At 64.0% G+C, this 15024-nt stretch carries 14 protein-coding genes; 4 read left to right on the forward strand and 10 right to left on the reverse strand.

Translation table 11 applies throughout. The features are described from left to right. Nucleotides 1-168 precede the first annotated feature (168 nt). From ileS to gpmA, 6 genes are all read right to left on the reverse strand, one after another. Entirely contained in the window at nucleotides 169-3003 is a 2835-nt protein-coding gene (gene ileS, locus FHS54_RS08980; RefSeq protein ID WP_167303433.1) for an isoleucine--tRNA ligase, read from the reverse strand. 112 nt (nucleotides 3004-3115) lie between these two features. Then, complete coding sequence (locus FHS54_RS08985) at nucleotides 3116-4057, reverse strand: bifunctional riboflavin kinase/FAD synthetase (RefSeq protein ID WP_167303434.1); 942 nt, start codon at nucleotides 4055-4057, stop codon at nucleotides 3116-3118. A 44-nt stretch (nucleotides 4058-4101) separates the two neighbouring features. After that, on the reverse strand, nucleotides 4102-4602 hold the full coding sequence (locus FHS54_RS08990; protein ID WP_167303435.1) for a dihydrofolate reductase: 501 nt from the start codon (nucleotides 4600-4602) through the stop codon (nucleotides 4102-4104). After that, the gene (locus FHS54_RS08995; protein WP_167303436.1) at nucleotides 4599-5669 is read right to left on the reverse strand and encodes a 5-(carboxyamino)imidazole ribonucleotide synthase; all 1071 of its coding nucleotides are present in this window, start codon (nucleotides 5667-5669) and stop codon (nucleotides 4599-4601) included. Before FHS54_RS08995 ends, FHS54_RS08990 begins: the two co-directional genes overlap by 4 nt. Nucleotide 5670: 1 nt before the next feature. Continuing rightward, nucleotides 5671-6162 (reverse strand): 5-(carboxyamino)imidazole ribonucleotide mutase, encoded by a 492-nt coding sequence (gene purE, locus FHS54_RS09000; protein WP_167303437.1) that lies wholly within the window; start codon nucleotides 6160-6162, stop codon nucleotides 5671-5673. A gap of 187 nt (nucleotides 6163-6349) precedes the next feature. After that, the gene (gene gpmA, locus FHS54_RS09005; RefSeq protein WP_167303438.1) at nucleotides 6350-7036 is read right to left on the reverse strand and encodes a 2,3-diphosphoglycerate-dependent phosphoglycerate mutase; all 687 of its coding nucleotides are present in this window, start codon (nucleotides 7034-7036) and stop codon (nucleotides 6350-6352) included. Nucleotides 7037-7203: 167 nt separating this feature from the next. On the opposite strand from gpmA, the gene sppA reads away from it, so the two are divergent. Beyond that, on the forward strand, nucleotides 7204-9090 hold the full coding sequence (sppA, locus tag FHS54_RS09010; protein ID WP_167303439.1) for a signal peptide peptidase SppA: 1887 nt from the start codon (nucleotides 7204-7206) through the stop codon (nucleotides 9088-9090). Between the two features lie 125 nt (nucleotides 9091-9215). On the opposite strand, the gene FHS54_RS09015 is transcribed toward sppA, so the two are convergent. From FHS54_RS09015 to FHS54_RS09030, 4 genes are read right to left on the reverse strand one after another with little or no spacing between them, the layout of a single operon-like run. After that, nucleotides 9216-9833 (reverse strand): trimeric intracellular cation channel family protein, encoded by a 618-nt coding sequence (locus FHS54_RS09015; protein WP_167303440.1) that lies wholly within the window; start codon nucleotides 9831-9833, stop codon nucleotides 9216-9218. A 29-nt stretch (nucleotides 9834-9862) separates the two neighbouring features. Further along, nucleotides 9863-10408: a glutathione peroxidase gene (locus tag FHS54_RS09020; RefSeq protein ID WP_167303441.1), complete on the reverse strand. Its 546-nt coding sequence runs from the start codon at nucleotides 10406-10408 to the stop codon at nucleotides 9863-9865. 43 nt (nucleotides 10409-10451) lie between these two features. Next, nucleotides 10452-11183 (reverse strand): VIT1/CCC1 transporter family protein, encoded by a 732-nt coding sequence (locus FHS54_RS09025; RefSeq protein WP_167303442.1) that lies wholly within the window; start codon nucleotides 11181-11183, stop codon nucleotides 10452-10454. A gap of 15 nt (nucleotides 11184-11198) precedes the next feature. Next, nucleotides 11199-12977: an ABC-F family ATP-binding cassette domain-containing protein gene (locus FHS54_RS09030; protein ID WP_167303443.1), complete on the reverse strand. Its 1779-nt coding sequence runs from the start codon at nucleotides 12975-12977 to the stop codon at nucleotides 11199-11201. Nucleotides 12978-13121: 144 nt separating this feature from the next. Here FHS54_RS09030 and FHS54_RS09035 point away from each other — a divergent pair, with 144 nt between their 5' ends. From FHS54_RS09035 to FHS54_RS09045, 3 genes are all read left to right on the forward strand, one after another. Beyond that, the gene (locus tag FHS54_RS09035) at nucleotides 13122-13850 is read left to right on the forward strand and encodes an SIMPL domain-containing protein (protein ID WP_167303444.1); all 729 of its coding nucleotides are present in this window, start codon (nucleotides 13122-13124) and stop codon (nucleotides 13848-13850) included. Between the two features lie 76 nt (nucleotides 13851-13926). Next, nucleotides 13927-14232 carry a hypothetical protein gene (locus FHS54_RS09040; RefSeq protein ID WP_208404877.1) on the forward strand — a complete coding sequence of 102 codons (306 nt, stop codon included), beginning with the start codon at nucleotides 13927-13929 and terminating at the stop codon, nucleotides 14230-14232. 36 nt (nucleotides 14233-14268) lie between these two features. Beyond that, entirely contained in the window at nucleotides 14269-14934 is a 666-nt protein-coding gene (locus FHS54_RS09045; RefSeq protein WP_167303446.1) for a response regulator transcription factor, read from the forward strand. Nucleotides 14935-15024 lie beyond the last annotated feature (90 nt).

Raw genomic sequence — 15024 nt, forward strand, 5'->3', positions numbered from 1 at the left:
AACCCCAGAAAAGCGCCATGTTCTTCCTAATATCTTTGGTTCAGGCGGCAGGTTGCTGGCTATAGCCGATGGAAGCGCCTGTAGGACAGGAAAGTTTTTCGTTCGTTCATGCCTCAATTCAGGCGTTTGGACTGGGCTCCTGCCTTCGCAGGAGCACGGGTCGGTTGGTCAAGCGCTCAACACCTCGTCGCAGCGGTGGCAGAGGGTACCGTCTTCCTTGACTTCCGGGAGGAGACGCCAGCAGCGGCCGCATTTGTGCCAGTCGCTGGGTTTCACGATGATGCCGTCTCCGACGCCTGTTTCGATGCGGGCGACGATGGCGATTTCGGCGAAGTTCACACCGTCACTGGGGACCGCCATGCCCATGGTCACGTCTGCTTCCAGGCTGGAGCGAACGATCTTTTCCCGGCGGAGGGGTTCGATGGCTTCGTTGACCTGATCGCGCAGGTTGCGGATTTCGGTCCATTTGTCATCCAGCTTCTGGTCAAGCCAAGCGGCATCGACTTCGGGCCATTCTAGGAAATGGACGCTTTCTTGCGTGTTTGGAAAGCGACTTTGCCATACTTCTTCAGCGGTGAAGGGGATGATGGGCGCGGCGTAGCGGACGAGGGCGTGGAAGAGCGTGTCGAGGACCGTGCGATAGGCGCGACGCTTGAGGTCGGCCTTTGCGTCGCAGTAGAGGCAGTCCTTGCGGATGTCGAAGAAGAAGGCCGAGAGGTCGCTGTTGGCGAAGTCGAACAGGGCGCGGGTGTAGCGGCTGAACTCCAGCCAATTCTCGCTGCCCGCAACCTTGTCCACGACGCCCCGAAGTTCGGCGTCCAGCTTTGCGAGCCGGTGGAGCATGTAGCGCTCCAGTTCCGGCATTTGCGCGACGGGGAGATTTTCCTCTTCGGAGAAATCGGAAAGAGCACCAAGCAAGTAGCGGAAAGTGTTGCGAAGTTTGCGATAGGCGTCGGATGAACCGGCCAGCACTTCCTTGCCGATGCGGACGTCGTCGAAATAGTCGGTGCTGGCGACCCAGACGCGCAGGATGTCGGAGCCGCTTTCGGCGATGATCTTGAGCGGATCGACGACGTTGCCGAGGCTCTTCGACATTTTGCGGCCCTGCCCGTCCAGCGCAAAGCCGTGGGTGAGGACGGCGTCATAGGGCGCGCGACCGCGCGTGCCGCAGCTTTCGAGCAGGGAGGATTGGAACCAGCCGCGATGCTGGTCGGAGCCTTCCAGATAGAGGTCGGCCCGGGCACCCTCTCCGTAGCGGCTTTCCACCACGAAGCTGTGGGTCGACCCGCTGTCGAACCAGACGTCGAGGATGTCGTTCACCACCTCATAGTCGTTGAGGTCGTAATCAGGGCCGAGCAGCGCCTGATGATCCGCGCCGAACCAGGCGTCGGCTCCACCCGCCTTGAAGGCGTCAACGATCCGCTGATTGACTGATATATCAACAAGATAATCGCCAGTCTTGCGATGAACATAGAGGGCGATGGGAACGCCCCAGGCGCGCTGGCGGCTGATCACCCAGTCAGGACGGCCCTCCACCATCGAGCGGATGCGGTTGATCGAGCGTTCCGGCACCCAGCGGGTGTTTTCGATGGCGTCGAGCGCGGTGCCACGCAGGGTCGCGCCATTGCCCTGACGCGCGAGGATGGATTCTTCCTCAGCGCAGCGGGGGATGACGCCGTCGCCAACAGCACGATCCATGGGGATGAACCATTGCGGGGTGCAGCGGAAGATGATCTTCGCTTTCGAGCGCCAGCTGTGGGGATAGCTGTGCTTGAAGTCGTCGGAAGCGGCGAGCAGGCCCCCTGCTTCGCGCAGGTCGGAGCAGATCGGGCCGTCCTTGCTGACGAACTTCGGATTGATGACGGAGCCTTGGCCGCCGAGCCAGGCCCAATCTTCGCGATATTTTCCATCATTTTCAACGGCGAAGACGGGGTTGATGCCATGGGCTTTGCAGAGGGCGAAGTCGTCCTCGCCATGGTCCGGGGCGAGATGAACGAGGCCGGTGCCTGCTTCGGTGGTGACGAAGTCGCCGGCGAGGAACGGGCGCGGCTTTGCGAAGAAGCCGCCGAGGGCGTGCATCGGGTGACGGGCGATGGCTCCGGCGAGTTGGGAGCCTTTGAAATGCTTGTGCGGCTGGGCATGGACGAGGCCAGACCGTTCCTTGAAGGCACCGATCAGGGCTTCGGCAATGACGAACTTCCGCCCGTCACCTTCCAGCAGCACATACTCAACGTCCGGCCCATAGGCCAAAGCCTGATTGACCGGGATCGTCCACGGCGTCGTCGTCCATATTACGGCATAAGCGCCGACCAGTTCCGGCGCGTTTGGCGCTTCAACAATCTGGAACGCCACGTCGACCTGGGTCGAGACGATGTCTTCATACTCGACTTCCGCTTCGGCCAGCGCGGTTTTTTCGACCGGTGACCACATGACGGGCTTTGCGCCGCGATAGAGCTGGCCGCTTTGGGCGAATTTCAGAAGTTCAGACACGATGGTAGCTTCGGCGTCGAACTTCATGGTCAGATAGGGATCTTCCCAATCACCCATGATGCCAAGGCGTTTGAACTGGTCCTTTTGAACGCCGACCCATTTGTCGGCATAGGTGCGGCACTGAGCGCGGAATTCCTGGGCCGGAACCTCGTCCTTATTCTGTTTCTTCTTGCGATATTCCTCCTCGATCTTCCATTCGATCGGAAGGCCGTGGCAGTCCCAGCCGGGGACGTAGGGCGCATCCTTGCCAAGCAATGACTGGCTGCGGACGATGATGTCCTTGAGCACCTTGTTCATTGCGTGGCCCATATGGATGTCGCCATTGGCGTAGGGCGGGCCGTCATGGAGGATGAAGCGTTCGCGGCCCTTCCGCCGTTCGCGCAGTTTTCCGTAGAGGTCCATTTCCTGCCAGCGCGCGAGGATCGCCGGTTCCTTCTGCGCCAGACCCGCTTTCATGGGGAAGTCTGTTACGGGCAGGAACACGGTGCTTTTATAGTCGGGCTGGTCGGTCATCTGGGTCCGGTATCTGCTTGTCTTGCCTTTCGACCTGAGACTGCGCCCCGTTCAGAACAAGGAAAGGGCTCAACAGGCTCAGCCCGAACGGGTGAGAAAATGTGCCGGTGCATTAGGCGAGGTGCGGCGTTCTCGCAAGGATTTGCCGTGCGGCGTCGCAGTCCTTCGCGATTTGCGCGGTGAGAGCATCCAGCCCTTCATATTTTGCTTCGGGCCGAATGAACTCGATCAGCTGCACTTCGATACATTGATCGTAGAGGCTTTCGGAGAAGTCGAAGAAATGCGGTTCCAGCAATTCCTTGGGCGGGTCGAAGCTGGGACGGATGCCCAGATTCGCCGCGCCGTCCAGCACCCGGCCATCGGGTAGCAGCCCGCGCACCGCGTAGATGCCGTAAGCCGGGCGAAGATAATGACCAAGGTCGATGTTCGCGGTCGGAAAGCCGATGGTACGTCCCAGCTTGTCACCATGCTGCACCATGCCCTGAATGGCGAAGGGGCGGGTCAGGAGCCGGGTCGCGGTCGCGCAATCCCCCGAACGGAGCGCGGCTCGGATGCGGCTGGAGGAGACTACCTCGCCCGCGTCGCTGGTCACGGCGGGGACGGCTTGCGCGCTGATGCCGATGGCGGCACCGGACCGCGCGAGCAGGTCAATTGTGCCGCTGCGCCCCTTGCCAAAGGTGAAGTCTTCCCCGGTGACCACGCCCGCCACGCCCATGTCCTGTGCCAGGATGCGGATAAACCGGTCGGGTTCCATCGCGGCCAGTTCATGCGTGAAGGAGAAGGTCAGCATGGCGTCCGCCCCGGCCCGATCAAACAGCGCGGCCCGCTGTTCAAGGCTGGTCAGGCGGAACCAGGGCGTATCGGGATGGAACAGGCGCATGGGGTGCGGGTCGAACGTCGCGACGATGACCGGACGCCCATCCGCCCGCGCGCGCGCGACGGCGCGGGCCACGACCGCCTGATGGCCGAGGTGAAAACCGTCAAAATTGCCCAGCGCCATGATGCACCCGCGCAAGTGTGCGGGGATCGGGGCGCCGCTTTCCAGCCGCTCCATCGTGCCAGCCTATAGGCAGCGGCCCAGTGGCTGGCAATGTGCCTTCACTGGACGGCCCGGCGGTGAAAGGTGACGAAGCTGCAGGCGGGAGCATCGCCCTGCGCCGGATGATCGGCGCGGGCGGTTTCCTGCCACTGTGCGGGGTCGGGATAGGGAATGGCGACGTCGCCCTGCGCTTCGATATGCACTTCGGTCAATTCGATGCGGGTCGCGATGGGCAGGAACAGCCGGTAGATTTCCGCGCCGCCGATGACCATGACCGGCGATGCGTTCGCGATCTGGATAGCGGTGGCGATGTCGGGGGCGGTTTCGGCCCCCTCGCCCGCCCATTGCGGATCGCGGGTCAGGACGATGTGGCGACGACCGGGAAGCAGACCGGGCAGGCTGTCGAACGTCCGGCGCCCCATGATCATGGGATGGCCCAGCGTCAGCGCCTTGAAATGTTTGAGGTCGGCGGGCAGACGCCAGGGCAAGCCGCCATCCTTGCCGATCACGCCATTGGTGGCGCGGGCGAGGACCAGGACGATGTCCGGCCCTGCCTTCACAGGATCAGGCGGGTCACATGGCCCATCTTGCGCCCGGCGCGGGCTTCATGCTTGCCATAGAGATGCAGGTGACTGGCGGGGTCGGACAGGATCGCCTGCCACTCATTCACCTGCGCGCCGATCAGGTTGCGCATTTCCACCCCCTTCGCGGCAAGGCGGGTATCGCCCAGCGGGATGCCGCAAATGGCGCGGACGTGATTTTCGAACTGGCTGGTCACCGCGCCTTCGATGGTCCAGTGGCCGCTATTGTGGACGCGCGGGGCCATTTCGTTGAAGACCGGGCCGTCGGCACTGGCGAAAAATTCCAGGGTGAGGACGCCGACATAGTCGAGCGCGTCGGCAACCTGCGCAGCCAGCGCGCGGGCGGCGTCCACCTGCGCTTCGATCCGGGCGCCGGCGGGAACGGTGGAGGTAGCGAGAATGCCGTCGACATGGACGTTGGCGGCGCAGTCCCAGAAGCGGATTTCACCATCGGCCCCGCGCACGAGGATGACGGAAAATTCCTCCGCAAAGGTGACGAAGCCTTCGAGGATGGCGCTTTGCCGTCCGATGGCGTTCCAGGCTTCGGCTGCGTCGGCGGGCGCGTTGATGCGGGCCTGCCCCTTGCCATCATAGCCCATTCGGTTGGTTTTCAGGATGGCGCGGGTGCCAACAGTGGCGATTGCCCGTTCCAGGTCATCCAGGCTTTCAACCGAGGCGAAAGGCGCGGTGAGGCCGCCCAGATTCTGGACGAAACGCTTTTCGGCCAGGCGGTCCTGCGCGATGCGGAGTGCATGGGCGGCGGGGCGGACCAGGCCATGGGTGGCGAGCACATCGACGGCGGCGGGGTCGATATTCTCAAATTCGTAGGTGACGACATCGACGCTGTCGGCAAAGGCGGCGAGCGCTGTGGCGTCTTCATAAGCGCCGCAGGTCCAGCGGGGCGACACATCGGCGGCGGGGCCGCTTTCTTCCGGGGCGTAGATGTGGGTGCAATAGCCCAGCTGCGCGGCGGCGATGGCGATCATCCGGCCAAGCTGGCCGCCGCCGAGAATGCCGATGGTGGAACCGGGCGGGACGGTCGTCATCTTATTCGGGTGTCTCCGCGACGTCGCTGGTCTGCTTTTCGCGCCAGGCGTCGAGGCGTTGGGCCAGGGCAGCGTCGGTGATGGCGAGGATGGATGCGGCGAGCAGCGCGGCGTTGACCGCGCCGGGCTTGCCAATGGCGAGCGTGCCGACGGGAATGCCGCCCGGCATCTGGACGATGGACAGGAGCGAATCCATGCCCTTCAAGGATTTGGATTCGACCGGGACACCCAGCACCGGCAGGCGGGTCATGGAAGCGGCCATGCCGGGCAGATGGGCAGCGCCCCCTGCCCCGGCGATGATCACCTTAAGCCCCCGCCCGACCGCGCCGGTTGCGTAGTCATAGAGGCGCTGGGGCGTGCGGTGGGCGGACACGACCTTGCATTCATGGGCGACGCCCAGCGCATCCAGGGTTTCGGACGCATGGCGCATCGTTTCCCAATCAGATCGCGATCCCATGATGATGCCGACTGTGGCGGCGCTTTGCCCGGTCATACGCCCTTATTTCCCCTGATGGCGCGGAAAGCAAAGCCCCTTAGCGGTGTGGGTGCCGGGGGGCAATGGGATAACTGTCAATTAGGATCCGTTCGGGCTGAGCTTGTCGAAGCCTACTTCTTGAAGAGAAGTAAAGCCCTTCGACAAGCTCAGGGCGAACGGAGGAGAGACTCCTCTTCCAGACGGTTTACCGTTCCGACAGATAATAGCGGTCCTTGGCGGTCAGGTCGTCGGCCAGTTCGTAGACGATCGGCTGGCCGGTCGGGATTTCCAGCTCGGTAATTTCGTCGTCGGGGATGTTGGACAGATGCTTGACCAACGCGCGGAGCGAATTGCCGTGGGCGGAGATGAGGACGCGCTTGCCCGCCTTCAGATCGGGGGCGATGCGGCTTTCCCAATAGGGCAGGACGCGCGCGATCGTGTCCTTCAGCGATTCCGTGTCGGGGATGGCGATGCCGTCATAGCGGCGGTCCTTCGACAGGTCGAATTCGCTGCCCGCGTCCAGCGGCGGCGGCGGCACGTCGAAGCTGCGGCGCCAGATCTTGACCTGTGCGTCGCCATGCTTGGCCGCCGTTTCCGCCTTGTTCAGGCCGGTCAGCCCGCCATAATGACGTTCATTGAGCCGCCAGTCCTTTTCAACCGGCAGCCACAGACGGCCCATTTCCTCCAGCGCGAGGTTCAGCGTCTTGATCGCGCGGGTCTGGACCGAGGTGAAGCACTGGTCGAAATCCAGCCCCTTATCCGCGAGCAGTTGGCCGGCGGCGCGGGCTTCCTGCGCCCCCTTTTCAGTGACATCCACGTCCCACCAACCGGTGAAGCGATTTTCCAGATTCCAGGTCGACTGGCCATGACGGATGAGGACGAGAGTGGGCATGCGGCGCGTCTCCTGCACTAAGAGCGGACATTTCGGCCCTTCCCATAGCGAGTGAAATCGATGGCGCAAGCTTGTGCGAGCGCGCCCTGCCCCCACATTGCAGTCGGCCCGCCGATACGATAGCGCGGAGTGCCGACAGGCGGCTGGATGGCAAGGGAGACGGCGAGTTGGCATTTGTGAAGGCCGCGTGGCGCATTTTGGTGGCGGTGAAGGACGGGCTGGTCCTGTTGTTGCTGCTCCTGTTCTTTGGCCTGCTCTATGCCGCCTTGTCCTGGTCGCCCAAGCCCGCGCGCGCCGTCAGCAGCGGCGCATTGCTGTTGAAGCTGGAGGGCACGATCGTCGAGCAGCCTGCCGAGGTTGACCCCTTTGCGCTGCTGTCGGGTTCAGGACCGCAGATGCGCGAATATCGCTTGTCCGACATCGTCGCCGCGCTGGATGCGGCGAAGGATGATGCGAAGGTCAAGGCGGTGGTGCTGAACCTGGACGGCTTCATGGGTGGCGGCCAGGTTGCGCTAAGCCGGGTGGGCGAGGCGCTGGATGCGGTGAAGGCCGCGAAGAAGCCGGTGTTCGCCTACGCCACGCTCTACAGTGACGAGGGTTATCAGCTGGCGGCGCATGCCAGTGAAAGCTGGGTCGATCCACTGGGCGGCGTCGCCATCATGGGACGCGGCGGATCGGGCCTGTACTATAAGGGGTTGATCGACAAGTTGGGCATCAACACCCATGTCTATCGCGTCGGCACCTATAAGAGCTTTGTCGAGCCGTTCACCCGTTCGGAACAGTCGCCCGAAGCGCGGCAGGCCAACCAGGCGCTGGCCGACGCGCTGTGGCAGCAATGGCAGGATGACGTCATGAAGGCGCGGCCAAGCGCCAAGCTGGCCGCCTATGCCCGCAATCCGGTGGAGGCGGCCACGGCGGCGGGCGGCAATCTGGCCAAGGCGGCGCTGACCGCCGGGCTGGTCGACAAGCTGGGCGACGAAGCGGCGTTTGGCGAACGGGTGGCGAAGATCGCCGGTGAGCCTTCCGACGAGCGGACAGGCGATTTCGCTACCATCGACCTGCAAAGCTATATCAAGGCGCACCGGCCACCCAATGAGGGCCAGATCGGCATCCTGACCGTCGCGGGCAGCATCGTCGATGGCGAAGCCGGCCCAGGGAGCGCGGCGGGCGACACGATTTCCGACCTGCTCTACAAGGCGCTGGCCGAAAAAGAGCTGAAAGCGCTGGTGGTGCGCGTCGATTCGCCCGGCGGGTCGGTGATGGCGTCGGAAAAGATCCGCACCGCGATTCTGCAGGCCAAGGCGAAGGGCCTGCCCGTCGTCGTTTCGATGGGCAATGTGGCGGCCAGCGGCGGATATTGGGTATCGACGCCCGCCAATGTGATCTTTGCCGAGCCTGACACGATCACGGGGTCCATCGGCGTGTTCGGCATATTGCCAAGTTTTGAAGGCACGCTGGCCAAGATGGGGATCACGACCGACGGGGTGCGCACGACGCCGCTGTCCGGCCAGCCCGACCTGGCGGGCGGAACGACGCCAGAGTTCGACCGGATCATGCAGATGGGGGTCGAGGATATTTATAGCCGCTTCGTCGGGCTGGTCGCAAAGGCGCGGGGCAAGTCGCCGCAACAGATTGACGCCATTGCGCAGGGCCGGGTTTGGGACGGCGGGACGGCGCGCCAGATCGGGCTGATCGACCGTTTTGGCGGGCTGGACGAGGCGGTTGCCGAAGCGGCGAAGCTGGCAAAGATCGACCCGAAGACGGCGCGCGCCTATCGGATTGAGAAGGAACCGGACAAGTTCATCGAGTTCCTGCAATCCATGACCGAGCGTGAGGATGAGGATGCCGACGCGCCGCGCGACATGCTGAGTCGGCAGGCCATGGTCCAGCGCCAATGGGCAATGCAGGCGATTGCCGATGTGCGCGCGATGATCGGCGGCGCGGGTGTGCGGGCGGACTGCCTGGAGTGCCGCAGCTATGGCGCGCCGCGCCCGGTGACGGCGGCGGATGAGCGGGGGTTGATGGGGTTACTGGCGGCGTTGTGGCGGGGGTGAGTTTTAGGGAGCCTCACCCTCTCCTTTCGGGCCGAACGGCGTAAGGAAAGGGCTTCGACAAGCTCAGCCCGAACGGATTAGGGTGGTTCCTTGGAGGACGGCGGACGAAGCGAAAACGCCGCGCCCTAATCCTTGTAGCCCGGCAGGCCGAGGCCGCGACGGATGGCTATGGCGCGTAGCAGGAAGCCGAGCAGCGCGGCGATCAGTCCGGCGACGGGGACGTCCAGGCCCCACCAGCGCAGCAGCACGAACAGGCCGGACGCGACCGCAGCGGCGGTTACATAAAGTTCGGGCCGCAGCAGGATGGATGGTTCATTCGCCAGCAGGTCGCGCATGATGCCGCCGACGCAGCCAGTCACCACGCCCATCATGCCGGCCACGAAGGGCGGAATGCCATAGTCCAGCGCCTTGGCCGCGCCGAACACGGCAAAGGCGACCAGGCCGACCGCGTCCAGCCAGTCGAGCGCATGGTCGCTCCATAGCCTGCGGGGCGTGAACCAGACCAGCAGCGCGGCAATCATGCAGGTGGCGGCTGGCAGCGCGTCATGCACCCAGAATACCGGCGCGCCGATCAGCAGGTCGCGCACGGTGCCGCCCCCTACCCCAGTCACCAGCGCGAAGAAGGCGAAGGTGACCATCGTCGCGCGCAGGCGGGCGGCGGCCAGCGCGCCCGACGCCGCGAACACGAAGATGCCCAGGATACCCAGTGCTTCGAGCACGGGTCCGATCTGGGGCGGCATCATGTCCGACGGCGCGGGCGGTGCTTGGTCTATTACTTGGCCAGTTCAGCCTCGATCGCCGACACCAGCGCCGGGTCGTCGGGCGTGGTCGCCGGGGCGAAGCGTGCGGCGACGGTGCCGTCCTTGGCGATCAGGAATTTTTCGAAGTTCCACAACACTTCAGGCTCTTGCGTCGGGGTCATGCCATAGCCTTTGAGCTTTTCGCGGAAAGTGTCGCCATCGCCCTGCGCCTTGGGCTGTTCGCTGGTGAGCGCGGCATAGAGCGGATGCTTGTCCGGGCCGGTCACCGCGATCTTTTCGAACATCGGGAAATCGACGCCGAAATTGGTGGTGCAGAAGGTCTGGATTTCGTCATTGCTGCCCGGTTCCTGCGCCCCGAAGTCGTTGGCGGGGAAGCCAGCGACCACCAGCCCCTTGTCCTTGTAGCTGCTATACAGCTTTTCCAGCCCCTCATATTGCGGGGTGAGGCCGCATTTCGATGCGACATTGACGGCCAGCACGACTTTCCCGGCATAGTCGCTGAGGCTGGCGTCAGCGCCCTTGATGGTTTTCAGGGGAATTTGCTGAATTGCGGTCATGATCGTCTCCTTAGGGGGAATCTGTCTGGCGCGGACCTTGCCATTATATCGCCGCGCCGAAAAGCCTGCCTGCCGCCGCCGTCACGCCCATCGCCAGCGCGCCCCAGAACAGGACGCGCATGACCGAACGCAGCTGCCGCCCGCCGCCCAGCCGCGCGCCGATATAGCCCAGCAGAGCAAGGCACAGCAACGACGTCAGGACAACGATGGCAGGAGCGAGAGGTTGCGGGCTGAGCGCGGTGCCGATGACGGGGGTGATCGCACCCGCTGCAAAGGTTGCGGCGGACGTCAGCGCCGCCTGCACCGGACGCGCGGTGCTGATGTCCGAAATGCCCAGTTCATCCCGCGCATGGGCGCCCAGCGCATCGGCATTCATCAGTTCCCGCGCCACCTGGCCCGCCAGATCCGACGACAGGCCGCGTTCGACATAGATGTCGCGCAGTTCGCGCCATTCCTCGTCCGGCTGATGGATCAAAGCCGCCTTTTCCTTGGCCAGATCGGCCCGTTCGGTATCCGATTGCGCGCTGACCGACACATATTCACCAGCGGCCATGGACATAGCGCCCGCCAGCAGGGCGGCGATGCCTGTCAGCAGGATGGTTTCCCGCGACGCCCCAGACGCCGCGACGCCGGTCAGCAGGCTGGCGGTCGATACAATGCCGTCATTCGCGCCCAATATCGCCGCGCGCAGCCAGCCGACGCGATTGACATAATGAACGGCGTGGTGCGGCCGGGGCGGCGCATGCGCGGCTGTTTCTGCATTGATCCCGGCCATATGCGCCACCTTTCGTCAGCTATTCATACCCTCGGCCTTTTCGGCCAGTTCCAGCCAGCGTTCTTCCGCACTGTCCTTGTCCGCCCGCGCCTGTTCGATCGCCTGGGTCAGGGCGGCGAAGCGGCTGGGATCGCGGACGTAGAGATTGGGGTCGGCCAATGCTGCTTCGTCGCGGGCGATTGCGGCTTCCAGTTCCTCGATCCTGCGGGGCAGAAGGTCCAGATCGCGCTGGTCCTTGTAGGTCAGTTTGGAGGAGGCTGGCTTGGGCGGCGGCGGGGCGGCGGCCTTTTTCTCAGCCTTGGGGGCGGATCGCGGCTGGCGCTTGGCGACCCAGTCGGCATAGCCGCCCACGATCACGTCGACATGGCCGGACCCGTCCAGCCCCAGGGTGACGGTGACGGTGCGGTCCAGAAAATCGCGGTCGTGGCTGACGATCAGGACGGTGCCGTCATAGTCGGCGATAACTTCCTGAAGCAGGTCGAGCGTTTCAAGGTCGAGGTCGTTGGTCGGCTCGTCCAGGACAAGCAGGTTGGATTCGCGCGCAAATTCCCGCGCGAACAACAGGCGCGAGCGTTCACCGCCCGAAAGGGTCCCGACCTTTGCCTCGGCAAGCGAGGGGTCGAACAGAAACTCCTTCAGATAGCCGTGGACATGCTTGCGCACCCCGCGCACGTCGATCCAGTCGCCGCCTTCCGCCAGCACGTCGCGGACGCGCTTTTCGGGCTGCATCAGGCTGCGCTGCTGGTCGATGAAGATCATGTCCAGGGACTTGGCCTGGCGGATCGTGCCGCTGTCCGGCTGCATCTGGCCGGTCAGCAGCTTGAGCAGCGTCGTCTTGCCAGCGCCATTGCCACCGACGATGCCGATGCGGTCGCCCCGCTGGATGCGAAGGGTGAAGTCGTTGATGACGGTGCGGTCGCCGAACTGTTTAGTGACATGTTCGGCGGAAATGACGCTCTTGGTCTTGCTGTCGTCGGCGGTCACAGCAATCCGGGCGACGCCCTGCGGTCCGACCATGGCGGCGCGCTGGGCGCGCATGTCGTAGAGCTTTGCCAGCCGTCCCTGGTTACGCTTGCGCCGGGCGGTAACGCCGCGCTGGAGCCAGTGCGCCTCAAGCTTCAGTTTTGCGTCGAGCTTTTCGGCGGCGCGGGCTTCTTCGGCATAGATGGCTTCCATCCACTCTTCAAAGCCGCCGAAGCCGATTTCGTTGCGGCGAATCGATCCACGGTCGAGCCACAATGTCTGGCGCGTGAGGCGGGTGAGGAAGGCGCGGTCGTGGCTGATGACGATGAACGCGCCGTTATAGCGCGCCAGCCAGCCTTCCAGCCAGTCGATCGCGTCAATGTCCAGATGGTTGGTCGGTTCGTCCAGCAGCAGCAGGTCAGGTTGGCTGGCCAAGGCGCGGGCGATGGCGGCGCGGCGGCGTTCGCCCCCCGATGCCGTGGCGGCTTCGCGATCAAGGTCGGTGCCTAGCTGGCTGGCAATCGCCTCTACCTCATGCGCGGGCGGGGCATAGTCGCCCGCCAGCGCGAAATCGCGCAAGGTGGCAAAGCTGCTGACGTCCGGGTCCTGTTCCAGCATGATGACGCGCGCGCCCGGACGGACCGACCGCGTGCCTTCATCCGCTTCGACGCTGGCGGCGATCAGTTTGAGCAGCGTCGTCTTGCCCGCGCCGTTGCGGCCGATCAGCGCCAGCCGGTCGCGATCCCCCACAAATATGTCGAGGTGCCGGAAAAGCCAGTGCGTGCCCTGGCTGAGGCCAAGGTCTTCGAAAGATAATATGGGAGCCGCCATGCCGGTGCAGCTAGGGCCTTGCGGGCGTCGGGGCAAGAGCCGCCAGGGAACCGGAAGCTGACTGACGGCTTTCAGCGCATGTCAGCATCCATTCATCGCACCCGTTACAATAGAGTCGCAACGCCTTTCCAAGGAGATAACCCCATGAAATCCGCATTTGCCCTGATGACCATCGCCGCGTCGTCGATTGCCCCCGCAGCGATTGCGCAGACGAGTGTCACCGTCGCGGAAAAGGCGCCGATCGTGACGTTGAACGTCACCGAAACGGTTGAGGCCGCACCCGACCGCGCGACCGTCGGCACCGGGGTGCAGACTCGCGCCCCCACCGCCGTGGAGGCCATGCGCGAAAATGCGGCGAAGATGGAAAAGCTGATCGCGGCGCTGGCGAAGGCGGGCATTCCCAAGAAGGACATCCAGACCAGCGGCATCAACCTGAGCGCGCAATATGATTATAGCGACAGAGGTGGGCAGCCGACCCCGCCCCGCTTCATCGGATATGAGGCGTCCAACCAGCTGAGCGTCAAATTGCAGGATGTGAAGAAGGTCGGCACGCTGCTCGACGCCATGGTGGCAGCCGGGGCGACCAATGTGAGCGGCCCGACCTTTTCCATCAGCGATCCCACGCCGATGCTGACGCAGGCGCGTGGCGCGGCGTTGAAGACCGCGAAGATGCAGGCGGATTATTATGCGCAGGCGGCGGGCTATCGGTCCGCCCGGCTGATCACGCTGGCGGAGAGCAACAGCGGTGGCCAGCCGCCGATGCCGATGATGGTAAGGAGCTTCAAGGAGGATGCCGCCGCCGCGACTCCGGTGGAGCCGGGCCAGGTGGGATCGTCAGTGACGCTGACCGTGCAATATGCGCTGGAACGGTAAAAGGCGGCTGAAGCGGCGCTGACCGCACTATTCACCACCTGTTCAATGGTCTTGCGCTATGGCATGCCTCATGAAGATGACGCGTAGCAGCCTGATTGCGGGCCTGGGGGCCATTGCCGCGATGCTGGTGGTGACCCCGGTTGCCCATGCCGGTCAGCGTGGGGAACAGGACGCCGCGCGGCGGGCGATGCTGGACGGGCACACCATGCCCTTTTCCCTCATCAAACGCCGCGTGGACGCCGCCATGGGTGGCGCCACCTATCTGGGCGCTGAGTTCAATCCATCGTCCAACCATTACCGCCTGAAATATGTGAAGGACGGCAAGGTGGTATGGGTTGATGCGGACGGGCGCACAGGCGATATAACCGGCTGGGCGCGATAAAGCGCCACAGGCAAGAACAGAAAGAAACGGGGCCATATGCGTCTGCTGATCGTCGAAGATGAACCCAGCCTGGGACAACAGCTTCGCAACACGCTGGAAGGTGCCGGCTATGCCGTCGACCTGGCGACCGATGGCGAGGACGGCCATTTCCTTGGCACGACCGAAAGCTATGATGCGGTGGTGCTGGACCTGGGTCTGCCCACGATCGACGGGCTGACGGTGCTGGACCGATGGCGCAAGGAAGGCCGCGGCTTTCCGGTGCTGGTGCTGACCGCGCGCGACAGCTGGTCCGACAAGGTGGCGGGCCTGGACGCGGGCGCGGACGATTATCTGGCCAAGCCGTTCCAGAGCGAGGAACTGATCGCCCGCCTGCGCGCGCTGATCCGCCGCGCTTCGGGCAATGCGTCGAGCGAACTGACCGCCGGCGATGTCCGGTTGGACACGCGCAGCGGCAGGGTGACGTTGAACGGTGAGCCAGTGAAGCTGACGGCGCAGGAATATAAGCTATTGTCCTACCTGTTGCATCACAAAGGCAAGGTGGTGAGCCGCACGGAGTTGATCGAACATATTTACGATCAGGATTTCGACCGTGATTCCAACACGATCGAAGTGTTCGTGACGCGCATCCGCAAGAAGCTGGGCGCGGATGTCATCACGACCATCCGGGGGCTTGGCTACAGCCTGGACGAGCCGGGGCGCTGATCGGGGTGACGCCGTTCGCCCTGCGCTTGTCGAAGGGTTCAGCGAACGAAGCGAGGCGCGTCGAACCTTCGATTCGCTCAGCCCGAAAAG

It is taken from the genome of Sphingobium vermicomposti, from assembly GCF_011762025.1.
Classification (GTDB): domain Bacteria; phylum Pseudomonadota; class Alphaproteobacteria; order Sphingomonadales; family Sphingomonadaceae; genus Sphingobium; species Sphingobium vermicomposti.

Excerpts from the sequence above, each read along its gene's own strand:
- FHS54_RS08985 (WP_167303434.1), bottom strand. The coding sequence starts at position 4,057 with ATGGAGCGGCTGGAAAGCGGCGCCCCGATCCCCGCACACTTGCGCGGG.
- FHS54_RS09035 (WP_167303444.1), top strand. The coding sequence starts at position 13,122 with ATGAAATCCGCATTTGCCCTGATGACCATCGCCGCGTCGTCGATTGCC.
- FHS54_RS09030 (WP_167303443.1), bottom strand. The coding sequence starts at position 12,977 with ATGGCGGCTCCCATATTATCTTTCGAAGACCTTGGCCTCAGCCAGGGC.
- FHS54_RS09015 (WP_167303440.1), bottom strand. The coding sequence starts at position 9,833 with ATGATGCCGCCCCAGATCGGACCCGTGCTCGAAGCACTGGGTATCCTG.
- ileS (WP_167303433.1), bottom strand. The coding sequence starts at position 3,003 with ATGACCGACCAGCCCGACTATAAAAGCACCGTGTTCCTGCCCGTAACA.
- FHS54_RS09020 (WP_167303441.1), bottom strand. The coding sequence starts at position 10,408 with ATGACCGCAATTCAGCAAATTCCCCTGAAAACCATCAAGGGCGCTGAC.
- FHS54_RS09025 (WP_167303442.1), bottom strand. The coding sequence starts at position 11,183 with ATGGCCGGGATCAATGCAGAAACAGCCGCGCATGCGCCGCCCCGGCCG.
- FHS54_RS09040 (WP_208404877.1), top strand. The coding sequence starts at position 13,927 with ATGACGCGTAGCAGCCTGATTGCGGGCCTGGGGGCCATTGCCGCGATG.
- FHS54_RS08995 (WP_167303436.1), bottom strand. The coding sequence starts at position 5,669 with ATGACGACCGTCCCGCCCGGTTCCACCATCGGCATTCTCGGCGGCGGC.
- gpmA (WP_167303438.1), bottom strand. The coding sequence starts at position 7,036 with ATGCCCACTCTCGTCCTCATCCGTCATGGCCAGTCGACCTGGAATCTG.
- purE (WP_167303437.1), bottom strand. The coding sequence starts at position 6,162 with ATGACCGGGCAAAGCGCCGCCACAGTCGGCATCATCATGGGATCGCGA.
- FHS54_RS09045 (WP_167303446.1), top strand. The coding sequence starts at position 14,269 with ATGCGTCTGCTGATCGTCGAAGATGAACCCAGCCTGGGACAACAGCTT.